Source organism: Legionella santicrucis (assembly GCF_001468135.1).
Lineage (GTDB): Bacteria > Pseudomonadota > Gammaproteobacteria > Legionellales > Legionellaceae > Legionella > Legionella santicrucis.
The window spans coordinates 57,038-70,359 of sequence record NZ_LNYU01000004.1 but is presented as its reverse complement, the minus strand read 5'-3'; the positions used below and the strand labels follow the sequence as shown (position 1 = coordinate 70,359).

Here is a 13,322-nt window from a genome sequence, read left to right as displayed (position 1 = left end):
CTGGTGTGAGTGCCACCGCAGGGAATACGTCTGCATCTATTAGCTGGACCGCACCTTCTAACAATGGAGGCTCGGCTATTACGGGGTATACGGTAACTGCGTCGGATAACATTCATACATGTACGACCACGGGAGCAACTTCTTGTACCGTTAGTGGATTAACCAATGGCAGTGCTTATACCTTTACGGTCACTGCGAGCAATGCAGTGGGAACGGGCCCTGCATCGAGCCCCTCGAGTTCAGTAACTCCTGCGACGCTCCCTGGAGCGCCTACTGGTGTGAGTGCCACAGCAGGGAATACGTCCGCATCTATTAGTTGGACCGCACCTTCTAATAATGGGGGCTCGGCCATTACAGGGTATACGGTAACTGCGTCAGATAACATTCATACATGTACGACCACGGGAGCAACTTCTTGTACGGTTAGTGGATTAACCAATGGCAGCGTTTATACCTTTACGGTCACGGCGAGCAATGCAGTGGGAACGGGCCCTGCATCGAGTGCCTCGAATGCAGTGACTCCAGCAACAGTCCCTGGAGCGCCTACTGGTGTGAGTGCCACAGCAGGGAATACGTCTGCATCTATTAGCTGGACTGCACCTTCTAATAATGGAGGTTCGATCATTACAGGGTATACGGTAACTGCGTCGGATAACATTCATACATGTACGACCACGGGAGCAACTTCTTGTACCGTTAGTGGATTAACTAATGGAACTGCTTATACCTTTACGGTCACTGCGAGCAATGCAGTGGGAACAGGCCCTGCATCGAGCCCCTCAAGTTCAGCAACTCCTGCGACACTCCCTGGAGCGCCTACTGGTGTGAGTGCCACCGCAGGGAATACGTCCGCATCTATCAGTTGGACTGCACCTTCTAATAATGGGGGTTCGGCCATTACAGGATATACGGTAACTTCCTCACCGGGTAATTTACATTGTACGACCACGGGAGCAACTTCTTGTACCGTTAATGGATTAACCAATGGAGCCGTTTATACCTTTACCGTCACTGCGAGTAATGCAGTGGGAACAGGTCCTGCATCGAGTGCTTCGAATGCAGTGACTCCAGCAACAGCCCCTGGAGCACCTACTGGTGTGAGTGCCACCGCAGGGAATACGTCCGCATCTATCAGTTGGACTGCACCTTCTAATAATGGAGGTTCGGCCATTACGGGATATACGGTAACTTCCTTGCCGGGTAATTTACATTGTACGACCACAGGAGCAACTTCTTGTACCGTTAGTGGATTAACCAATGGAACTGCTTATACCTTTACGGTCACGGCGAGCAATGCGGTGGGAACAGGCCCTGCATCGAGCCCCTCGAATTCAGTAACTCCTGCGACACTCCCTGGAGCACCCACGAATGTAGATGCTACGGCCGGAAATGCCTCGGCATCTATCAGTTGGACGGCACCTGTTAGTGATGGAGGGGCAGCTATTACGGGGTATACAGTAACCTCTTCGCCGAGTAATTTGCATTGCACAACTACAGGAGCAACTTCTTGTGCGGTTAATGGATTAACTAATGGAACAACCTATACTTTTACGGTTACTGCTACTAATTCGGTGGGAACAGGTCCTGTATCAAGTTCTTCAAATCCAGTGATTCCTGCTACTATTCCTGGAGCACCTACGAATGTGAATGCTACGGCAGGAAATGCATCTGCTGAAGTTAGTTGGACGATACCTACTGATGATGGAGGTTCAGACATTATAGGATATACGGTGACTTCTACACCGGGTAATTTGCAATGCAGTACTTTAGGAGCAACCTCTTGTACTGTTGAGGATCTGACCAATGGAACAGCCTATACCTTTACCGTTACTGCGACCAATGCGGTGGGAACAGGTCCTGCATCGAGTCCTTCAAATTCAGTGACTCCTATTACAGTTCCTGGAGCACCCACTAATGCGACTGCCACTGCAGGAGATGCTTCTGCACTTGTAAGTTGGACAGCACCGGCTAGTGATGGAGGCTCAGCTATTACGGGATATACGGTAACTTCCTCACCGGGTAATTTGCATTGCACGACCACTGGAACAACTTCTTGTACGGTTAATGGATTAACTAATGGAACAACCTATATTTTTACGGTTACTGCTACTAATGCGGCGGGAACAGGCCCTGCATCGAATAATTCAAATGCAGTGACTCCTTTTCAAAGTACTACGATTTCAGTTAAAGGATCTCCGTTATTATTGACCCCCAATACAACAGGTTATTTGACGGTAACAAATAATGGATCATTAACTGCTACAGATGTTCAGGCAACATTACCTCCTGATTTAGCGGCTGATGTGACTCAAAATGCCAGTAACTGTGTTTCTCTTGCCCCCAATAATAGTTGTTATTTGCAATTTACTTCAAATGCGCAAGTGCATTCAGCAACAACTATTACGATTGCTGGGGCAAATACCAATACGATTAATGCAACTCTGACTGTGGCTGTTCCGTATGTAGCTAATGATATTGTTTATGCAACAGTGTTGGATAAAGTGAACAATATTATCTATATAGGCGGTGACTTTACTCGAGTTGGGCCTAATACAGGTTTTGGTGTTCCTATAGACATCAACAATCAGTTATTTGAAACAGTTTATCCCCCTGTCAATGGACCGGTGTTTTCCGTGGTATCGGATGGCTTTGGTGGGTGGTATATTGGCGGTAATTTTAGCCTGGTAGGAGGAGTCGAACGTAATAATCTTGCCCATATACTTGAGGATGGTAGCTTGGATTTAAGTTGGGATCCGAATGTAAATGGAGTTGTACATGTTCTTAAGCTCAGTAATAATACACTCTATGCTGGTGGAGGTTTTACAAGCATTAATGGACAAGAACGTTTTCATATTGCCGCGTTAGATGCGTATACTGGCCAGTCTACTTCATGGGGCCCTAATGTTGATGGAACTGTTTATGCGCTTGCAGTGAGCGAGGGCAGTGTATATCTGGGTGGAGAATTTACCAGTATTAATGGACAATCTAGAAAAAATATCGCTGCTGTAAATGTGGATACAGGTAAAGTAGGTTCATGGAGTCCTAATGCGGACAAAAAAATAACTAGTCTTTTATTAAATGATCATGGGATTTATGTCGGTGGAGACTTTACAGTTATTGGTGAACAAACTCGTAATTATCTAGCAGAAATTGATCCCAATAGTGGGTTGGTTACTTCATGGAATCCGAATGCGAATAAAGCGGTTAAAAGCTTAATATTTGGCGATAATATGATTTACGCCGGCGGAGAGTTTACCTCTATAGGTGGACAAAACCGTAACCATATTGCAGCCATTGATATTAAAAGTGGATTGGCCACTTCATGGAATCCAAATGCGGATGAGTCAGTCAAGAGTCTCTTATTAGGCGATAATATGATTTATGCAGGGGGAGACTTCACTTCTATAGGCGGAGAAAGTCGCAACCATATTGCGGCGCTTGATATCAGCACGGGAACAGCTAACACTTGGAAGCTGAGTGCGGATCAAAGTGTGGAAGCTTTGGCAATGAATGGCAACAGGGTTTATTTAGGTGGTAAATTTAGTAGCCTTGCTGCAGTAACACGAAATCGCGCGGCTGCTATTAGTGCAGATACAGGTGAGGTGACCTCATGGAATCCAAATCTTAATGGCACAGTAAAAACCCTTTTCTTAAGCGGGGATCAAGTATATTTAGGAGGTGAGTTCAATGTTGTTGGTACTGCTCCTAATCAACTCGTTATTTATTATGTTACCCGTGTAAGTACAAGTGATGCAGTGGCGGATCCTTTCTGGCACCCCAATCCTGATGGCTCAGTAAATACAGTTGTGGTAGGTACCAATGCCGTTTATATAGGAGGATTTTTCACCAAAATTACACTGAATAATACAGCACGTAATGGTATTGCAGCACTTGATATAGGAGGGAATGGTGGTGCCCAACAAAACTGGAATGTAAATCTTGCTGCTGCACAAATTTATACTATTGTTTTGAGTAATGATAAGGTTTACTTTGGAGGATATTATTTTCCTACTGGTAGCAGCTCAGCAAAATTTGTTGGATCAGCGGATATTAATACTGGTGCGCTTAGTTCTTGGAACCCAAATGCGAATAATCTTGTATATACGCTTTTATTGAATGGCGCTACGATGTATGTTGGTGGGGAATTCAGTAGTATTGGTGGAAAAACGCGCGCTTATATTGCTGCAGTAAGTACGAGTAATGGTACTGCTTTTGATAGTTGGGCTCCTAATGCCGATGAGGCTGTATATGCGCTGGGATTAAGTGGTACTACGCTTTATGTGGCAGGAGGTTTTTCAAATATTGGTGGACAAGATCGTTCCGGTATTGCTGCGTTAAATGCTGCCACGAATAGCACGGGCAGTGCTACTTCATGGACTGCTAATCTTCTTTCACCCGGTATTGGTTATGCAGTTGCATTAAGTGATAGTACAGTCTACATAGGTGGGGATTTTAATATTGTAAGCAGTTCACAATCCAGTAATTTTGCGATTGTTCCTATGAAGCTTCCTTCATAGGAATAAAATGCATTAGGTAGGCTCCACTATGAGTCTACCTTTCTGTAACTTACTCTTCTACAAGGCTTTCTGTAGAAGAGTTAAGAGTAGGATAATGCCAACTGTCTACAGGCCAAGTAATTATGCTCCATGCAAATTATTAAGCTTTGGTTCTGTCGAATCTTTAGCTGGATTTTTAGTCAAATTACGCGTAAAAAACTCACAATAATTTCGATCAGTGGTTCGTTCACGCGTGGAATTTTTTGTTGTCCCTTCATCAGAAACTAATGCGGTTTGAGAAGTAGGCGAGTATTTCTCCATCCAGCCTCGATAAAAAGTTTGTAAACGTTTTAAAATCTCATCTTCTTCTCCGGCGTTATGCTCAGAAACACGAAGCATCGCTCTTTGAATGAAGTTGGAATTAAAATAATTTTTCTCTGTTGCTTGACCTACATTATGTCCAGGGTGATTAAATACAAACTCAATGTTTCGTGTATTTAAGGCATCCGCTAAAATTTCTTTAGCTGCCTTGTCCATACGTTCAATGACATCTGAACCTGGACTTAAGTTATACCAATCGCATGCAGATAATTTAAGTTCGCTAGGTTTTTCTTTGTTGCATAATACAATATCTTGAGCAGTGAATATGGGACGACTTTTTATAGTATGAGTAAATTTCTCATATTCAGTTCCTCTCTTAAAGAAGGTCATCTTCGAATTAATTTTATCTTGAGTAAACGCGGTTTGCATTACTCCTTGTCGAGTCCCGGTATTTGTTTTGCGTTCAAGAATGACATATTCTTCGGTGGTTTGTGCATCACCCTCTGATGGATTTTTCTTTGTAAAACGACGTTTCGCAATGCCATCAAATTCCTGTTCTTGCTTTGAATCTACAAGAGGAATTCGAACACTGAACGAACGATGCATATTTATAGCCAATTTATAGGCATAATCTTTGACTGAGCGTTCATATAAAGATGCATCTTGCTCAGAAGTTTTTTCTTGTTGCTTTAATTGCTTCGCAATTCCACTTCTTTGCAAAATATCATCTGCAAGTTGTTCTATAGTTTCCTCAATTGCTGGCTCCTCACCTTCTAAGTATTCAACATGAGCTAATTCAACTGAATGCCCAAATGGTTCTAGAGTATAAGTAATAGGCTTTGAAAACTTAAGTGCAGATAAATTGTTATACCACCACTGTAATGTCATATTGCAAAAGAAGTCGTTTTTGGAGTCAAGAGAAGTGAGATAAAGTTCTTCTAACTTATTGGAAAGCTTTTCATTTTGTTGTTCTAATCTTTTTTGAAGTTCAGCTATTTTACTTTTCGTTTTGTGCAAAATTTTAGACGAATTTTCAACATTTTTAATAAATAATTCGCTATTATCTTGTAGTTGATCGCTTTTAATCGCGGCAATTTCTTTGCTTAATCGTTCTTTATTTTTTTTATGAACTTCTAAAACAAGTGCTTTTATCTCATAAGGTTGCAGTTTTCCTTCGAGACAGTTTTTGTTTTGCTCTTTATCAAACTTAGCAAAATATTGAGAAAAAGCAGATTCCTGTGAAAGTAAAGGCGCAATATTAGTGCCCTCTAGAGTTAAAATTTCTTCGATTGCTCGTTCGCATAATTGGCCTTCAAACTCTTTTTCGCTGATTTTTGCCTCTAATTTTTTCTTATAATTTTCTGGCTCAGCATGCGGGCTTTTTTCAGGATTCATGGATATAATTTTTTGAATATCATTAAGCATCTGATTTATTTTTTTTAAATCTTTTTCTGCTAGCGATAAAGAATGAGTCTTTTCAATTTTTTGCGTTTTTAATTTTTCCAGAGCAACATTAAGTTTCTCTAGGATCTTGACTAAAGATTTATAGTCTTCAATTTGACATAATTGTTCTTCCATTTTCATAATGTGCTGACGAATGGGTTTTGTATCGGAAAAACTTTTCTCAATGGTTTCTTTTTCTTCAGCATCTTCATAAGAAGCTGGGTCGAGTAGTGCTAATGGTTCTTCGATAATATATTCTGTATCCATATGATTATATTCTGTCTCCAAAGTGCGTTGCGACAGTTCAAAAGAATCTTTAAGGCTCGTTGACCTATCACACAACACATCATTCCAATCCGATCCTTCTTGAATTGGGGCGACAATAAACAAATCTTGGCCGATTTTAAAACCTGCTTTAATAAAATGCTCTTTTGATTCTAAAAGTTGCTGTTCGGCATTTTTATTCCCTTTATCGTTGTCAGCAAGCCACACTACCTGAGCCCCAGGGATAAGTGAGGTGCGAATATAAGGAATAGAATCAGCAATTTCTTTTATCCCAAGTGATGCTACAACAGTAAACTCCTCTGGAATGACAGATAATAATGAGGTAGCGGTTTCCACTCCTTCGGCAATATAAATGCGAGTCAAATCGGTACCTTGGCGAATCATGGCAACTCTTCCAAATCTATCCATAGTGTGCCTATTTTCAATGACTTTTTTAGCATCGTTTCCAGGTAAGGCTTTTTGACCTTCTTCATTTAATTGAACTAGTTGTACTCCAGTCAAAATATTTCTTGAATCATAAATAGGAGTAACAAGACTTTTAGATTTTTCATCATATTTGAAGGTGGTGTGTTGCAAAACTTCTTTTGGAATATGGCGATGTTCCACAAGATATTTTTCTGCTAATGTACCTTCTATAGAACTTGCAGATTTATATATGGATACCGCTTTATTTTGTTTTTGACTTCCTTCCACAATGCTTTTTAATTTGTCGTTAATACCTTTATCATTCATAAAATTTGTCTCTGAGGTTTGCTATAAAATGATTCATGAAATTATTAATCTAATCACAAGGCAAATAGATTAATTAAAGTTCACTCTGAAAAATTGTAATTTAATTAACTTAACAAAATATTAAAATCGGTTCATTTTTTAGGCGATATTGATTTTTTATTGGATAAATAGAACTATATTAAAACATCTAGTAGGATAATTAATAATAGTATTCTGTTTTTAGAGGATAATAATAAAATATCAACTTGATTAAGTTAAAACATCAAAAAAAGATATCAATGGGTATTAGGGTCTATTGACAAATTCAGTTCGACATCTTGCGGACAGACAGTGAGACGTTGGTCTTGAAGAACGAATTGTCAACAGCCCCCCTAGCATTCAATATATCTTGGCAGTATTTAATGAGAGGAATTAGTCTAATGATCGCAGAAAAATTAAACATCAAGTTTGATATTGAGCGCATTCAAAATTATTTTAATAAATACGTCAAACATCTGGATCCTGTCAAACAAAATGAGATGTTCGGCGGTTGGAGTATATTGAGTACAAGTGGTGATTATCGGGATGGTTTTCAACAAACAGAAGAGCGTTTCTACATTGTTGATCAGGTTAGTGGTGAATATAAGTTTGACTACGAAAGAGCCAATCGTGAAATTGGTTATACGTGGCCGAAGATGCATGTTAATCCCACTCAAGTAGGTACTGAATATATTGCTGAGATTATCGATACTATTTACAAATTAGGACTACAACCTCATCATGCTCGATGGACACGGATTTCGCCCCACGGAACCACTATTTGGCATCGAGATACATGGGAAAATTCCTATAAAGTTCGATTGCATATTCCTGTGATTACCAATCCTGCGTGTAAATTCGAAACTGAAGAAGGTGCATTTCACATGCCAGCAGACGGTTTTTGTTATCTTGTCGCGGTTAATTGCTTACATAGAGCATACAACCATGGCAATGAGGATCGTATTCATATCATCATGGATGTGATTGATGATGTTGGTATCAGCCAACATCACCGGACCGCCAAATGCCTTCAAACAAATAATCGTTTTATCAATTGGCCTATTCGAGTAATTAAAAAAATTTGGGGCTCTTAGGTCGCGACAATAGAGGTTTCTCAATGATATTTAAAAGATAACGGTTTTATTACCATACACAAATATTCGATCTTCTAAAGCAAGCTTTAACGCTCGAGCTAAAACTACTTTTTCAACATCTCTGCCGTATTGTTGCATGCTTTGCCAATCGTAAGCGTGATCAATATGAATGACATCTTGCTCAATGATGGGGCCTTCATCCAGATTTTCATTGACGAAATGGGCGGTGGCTCCAATAATTTTCACACCGCGATCATAAGCCTGTTTGTAAGGATTGGCTCCAATAAAAGCAGGTAAGAATGAATGATGAATATTGATTATTTTTCCTTGATATTGCTGCGTAAAATTGGGTGTTAAAATACGCATGTATTTAGCTAATACAATATAATCAATGGAATCAAATTGCTCCAGTATACTGATTATTTGAGCTTCATGTTCTTCCCGCGAGATATTGTCAGCACTTATATGATAATAAGGAATATTAAAATGACTGCATAATGGAAATAAAACATTATGATTAGATAAAATACCAAGAATATTGGCATCTAGAAGTCCTTCTTGATAACGAATTAAGATATCACCTAAAACATGGGCTTCTTTGGTAGCCATAAGTACAATATTTTTTTTATGGGGTGGCTTAATGGTTACTGTAGTACCTTGCGGCATTTCATCGATTAATTGTGCATATAAAAATGATGCATCAATTTCACCTGCCACCACAGTACGCATAAAAAATTGATGATTCGTATTATCTACAAATTCATTATTGGAGATGATATTTAGTCCATGCTCATAAAATATCTTAGCAGCTTGATACACAAGACCTGCTCGATCTGGAGCCTGGATTAAAATACGATATTGATTCACGATAGATCTAACTCCTCTAAAACTCAGATTATATTGAATAATTATTCAATTCCTTTGTTTTTGAAATCCTTATCTATGTAGTTAACATGATTTAACTCAAAATCAGTTCGAATTTCCATTTCGTTATTACTGTGTACTATTTTTGTTTTAATTTTTTTGGAGGTGTAACAAATTTGTTGATTTACATTTATTACGTCCTCTTCCGGTTTGACCGGAAGATCCAAGTTCTTTGCTCATCGATGGATCTTTCGGTTAAGCCGAAGGATGACGAAACTCTAGCGTAATAAGACATCAACAATTTTGATACATAACCATTTTTTTCATACTGTGGTGAAGATACTTCTTATTTTCATCACTTCTTGTTGCTGAGATTATATCTCTGTATACTTGCCAAAGTTAACCTGCTTTTTCAAAATAGCAGCCGAAAGAACGAACAATAAAATCTCTCAGGAATAGTATTAAGCTTCCACAATTAACAATGATTAACAAAAGGACTTGATAATGCAAACTAAATGGCGAGGCATAATCCTGCGCTTCTTTCTTTGTGCAGCAGTTTTTTTTATGAGTAGTATTTCTCAAGCGGGAACTCCAATGTGGACATTCACACCTAATCCTGCTTTTCCCCCTAATGTATCTTTGACCCAGTCTGGGTACGCTTATGTGCAATATACAGTAACAAATCAATCAAGAAAAACAAAAACTTTAATTATGAATTCCATACCTGGAATTACTCAAATGACTACCCCAGGAAACTGTACTAATCCCTTTACGTTGGCTTATCAACAATATTGTACGCTCACCTTGTTTGTGGATGGCAGTCAACTCGTTGGTAATATTAAAGGTGGTCCCGCTGTGTGTGAACATGGTAGTCCCTTGCAATGCTATCAACCGAGGAATCCTTTAGATATTACAGTGCGCAATGCACGTTTTGTAATTACTCCAAGTGCAGGAACAAATGGGGCCATTTCACCGGATAAACCGCAAACTGTCGTTGCCAACAGTAGCTTGCTTTTTCAGGCGACCCCTAATAATGGCTATCAAGTTTATCAATGGTATGTGGATGGTAACCCAGCTCAATGGGGCGGTTTAAATTTTAGTTTAAACAGCATTACTGTGAATCATACCGTTGAAGTTACATTTAATCAGACAGCGACTATATTTGGCGGCGCAGAGAATGGGCAGGTATATTCTTCCAGTGATAATGGCCTTACCTGGGCTGGAACTATTCCGGCACCTGGGCACGCGGTTAACAGTATTTATGCCACCAGTACAGATATCTATGCAGGCAGTGCAGATCATCATGTTTATCGTTATAGCAATGGCAGTGGGAATTGGGATCAAGGCCAGTCTCCAGATGATTCTGAAGTATTAAGTGTTTTTGTTACTGCTGAAAATACTCAAACAACTATTTATGCAGGGACAAAGAATGGCAATTTATTCTATTCTACAGACGATAGAAAATCGTGGACAAATCGCTCTTTACCAAACGCAGTAACCGCAGTTAATGGTATCTATGTCACAAATAATACAATTTATATAGGTAGTACAGACAGTAATGAGGGGCATGTTTATTATTCACCTGTCAATGGCGGCAGCTGGACAAAAATTCCTGGCCCCGCGGATGTTGAGGCCATACGTGATATTTTTGTGGTTAATACATTACTCTATGCCAATACTGCACCAATTCAAATACCGCCCGATAGCGATGGGAGAGGGCCACGTGAATACGTTTATACCTATGATTTAACCACTAGCGGTCCTTGGAGTTCTTTTATGGATCAGGCAGTTTACAGCTTCTTTGTGAGCCCTGATGGCACTACAATGTTAGCAGGTACACAAGACGGTTTCGTTTATTCATTAATGACCGGCGATTTATATGGATTTATAACAGACACTAAGATTAATAGCGTTTTTTTACTAGGCGCAAACTAAGTTTATAGGGAGATAATTCATGTTAAAGCTAAAATCACTCTCGTTGGCTTTAGTATCATTGAGTCTAATAGTAACTAATTCCTATGCAGGAAAGTCCAACATACTTGTAAGCGTACCTAGCCCAGGATCTGCTTTAGTAGAAAAAGCAACGTTTATAAAACCAGTCGAAGCCCATAAAAAATTAAAATTTATTGTGTGGTTAAAACTGAGAAATAAAACTCAGTTAGATAAGTTAGTGGAAGAAATTTATGATCCCAATAGCCCTAACTATCAGCAATATTTAACTCAGGATGTTTTTGAAGAACAATATGCACCGACTAAAGAAGTGGAGCATACCTTACAAGAATATTTCATCGCTCAAGGCATGCAAGCAGATATTGTCAACCATAGCGTGCAAGTAATTGCTTCTGTACAGCAAATTGAAAATACTTTGCACACAAGCCTAAACTATTACCTCTATAATCATGACACAGTTTATGCCAGTACAAGTAAGCCTTCGTTGCAATCTGAAATTGCTCAATACATCGTTGATATTACCGGATTAAATAATATTCCACTCTACTATCCTAATAATGTGTCAAGTCAGATGAGTGCAACTTCTTCTAATGAAACATTTATTTGGGATTCATTAATTCCCAACGCCATCCCAACTACAACTTCGATACATGGATTTTCTGGTGAACAATTACAATACACTTATAACATCAATAATATTCCACCGGTAAATGGAACCCATCTGGATGGAAAAGGGCAAACATTAATCATCGTTGATGGATGTGGTGCAAGTCAACCCCAACAAATTTTGAGTGATGCCAACCAATATTTTAGTGCGAATGGGATAAAACCTTTTTTTACTTCTGGCCCAACACGAAATTTTGCAATGCTTAATCAAAATTTCACACCATACACTACATTATGCACACCAACCAGTCCGGGAGAATATGGTTTTACTGGAGAAATTGCTTTGGATATTGAATCTTCTCACACCTTAGCCCCAGAAAATAATACGGTATTAATTGTTACGAATGACAATAATCAAGCAGTAGCTTTGCAAAATGTGATTGGTTATTTAATTTCTCATAACTTCACTATTGCTGGATTTTCTAATGCATACGTTATTTCTAACAGTTGGACTAGCCCTGAGTCAGCGAGCGTTGATCCCAATACATCAATGGAACAATCGTTACAAACTGCCGCTGCATTTGGAATCAGTGTGCAATTTTCATCCGGAGATTGTGGCGATAACACGTATACAAGCCCTCGCAAAGGTGCAGATGGGAAAATAAAATGTCAAAATAAAGGTGATGCAAAAGCAGTGAATTACCCAGCAAGTTCCCCTTACGTTACGGCTGTAGGTGCCACTTCTGTATTTGTAGATACCTTTTACAATTATGCTTTTGAAAATGTTTGGGGAACTTATGATGTTAAAAAGGACGGATTTGTCTCAGGTACTACTGGAGGAATTAGCCAATTTTATCAAGCCCCAACTTGGCAAAGTTCGATCAGTTCGTTTTATGCAGGTGGTTATGGTTATATAAATGATGCAGTAAATGCTGTTTGCGGGGCAGGAGGTAATCAACCGTGCCGTGCAGTACCTGATGTATCAATGTTAGGTGATCCAAGCACAGGTCTAAATATGGTATTGGATGGAGCTTATCTGCAAAATGGCGGTACTAGTTTAGCCTGTCCTTTATTTTCTGCAACGATGCTTTTAGTCAATCAAGCGCGTGCATTATTAAATAAACCTCGTATTGGTCATACAGCACCTTATTTATATCAAATGAATACTATATTACGGTTCAAACGTGCACTTAATCCCATTGTTCCGCCGGTTAAAGTCATTGATGGGGCAACTGCTCCTGATCCAGCGACTTATCCAAAAGTACCCTCAACAGCTTTTGTTTTGCCGAATAAACAAGGGGATGTGGATATTTGGGGATGGGATTCTTCATTAACCATTGCCCCAGAAAGTCAATTTTGGAATGATGCAAGTGGGGTGGGCTCACCAAATCTTCCTAACTTTGTACCTTTAATGGCAAATCTGTAAGTTGAGTTTTATGGAAAATGATGGTGCATTACTGATAGTGTGTTCGCTTTTCAAAGCCGTTCGCACTATCAGAAAAAAGTCAGCATA

The 13,322-nt window shown here is 39.4% G+C and carries 6 protein-coding genes; 4 read left to right on the top strand and 2 right to left on the bottom strand.

Annotated features, from left to right (window positions below):
• The coding region (locus Lsan_RS00870) for a beta strand repeat-containing protein (RefSeq protein ID WP_162265579.1) at positions 1-4,517 on the top strand (4,517 nt) is incomplete at its 5' end.
• 120 nt (positions 4,518-4,637) lie between these two features.
• Here the strand turns inward: Lsan_RS00870 and Lsan_RS00865 are convergent.
• Entirely contained in the window at positions 4,638-7,277 is a 2,640-nt protein-coding gene (locus Lsan_RS00865) for a toprim domain-containing protein (RefSeq protein WP_058512653.1), read from the bottom strand.
• A gap of 419 nt (positions 7,278-7,696) precedes the next feature.
• On the opposite strand from Lsan_RS00865, the gene Lsan_RS00860 reads away from it, so the two are divergent.
• On the top strand, positions 7,697-8,389 hold the full coding sequence (locus tag Lsan_RS00860; protein ID WP_058512652.1) for an aspartyl/asparaginyl beta-hydroxylase domain-containing protein: 693 nt from the start codon (positions 7,697-7,699) through the stop codon (positions 8,387-8,389).
• 30 nt (positions 8,390-8,419) lie between these two features.
• Here Lsan_RS00860 and purU read toward each other — a convergent pair whose 3' ends face one another.
• A complete protein-coding gene (gene purU, locus Lsan_RS00855; protein WP_058512651.1) occupies positions 8,420-9,256 on the bottom strand; it encodes a formyltetrahydrofolate deformylase in 837 nt (278 codons plus the stop codon).
• 501 nt (positions 9,257-9,757) lie between these two features.
• On the opposite strand from purU, the gene Lsan_RS00845 reads away from it, so the two are divergent.
• Complete coding sequence (locus tag Lsan_RS00845) at positions 9,758-11,188, top strand: InlB B-repeat-containing protein (RefSeq protein WP_058512649.1); 1,431 nt, start codon at positions 9,758-9,760, stop codon at positions 11,186-11,188.
• 19 nt (positions 11,189-11,207) lie between these two features.
• The gene (locus Lsan_RS00840) at positions 11,208-13,235 is read left to right on the top strand and encodes a S53 family peptidase (RefSeq protein WP_058512648.1); all 2,028 of its coding nucleotides are present in this window, start codon (positions 11,208-11,210) and stop codon (positions 13,233-13,235) included.
• Positions 13,236-13,322 lie beyond the last annotated feature (87 nt).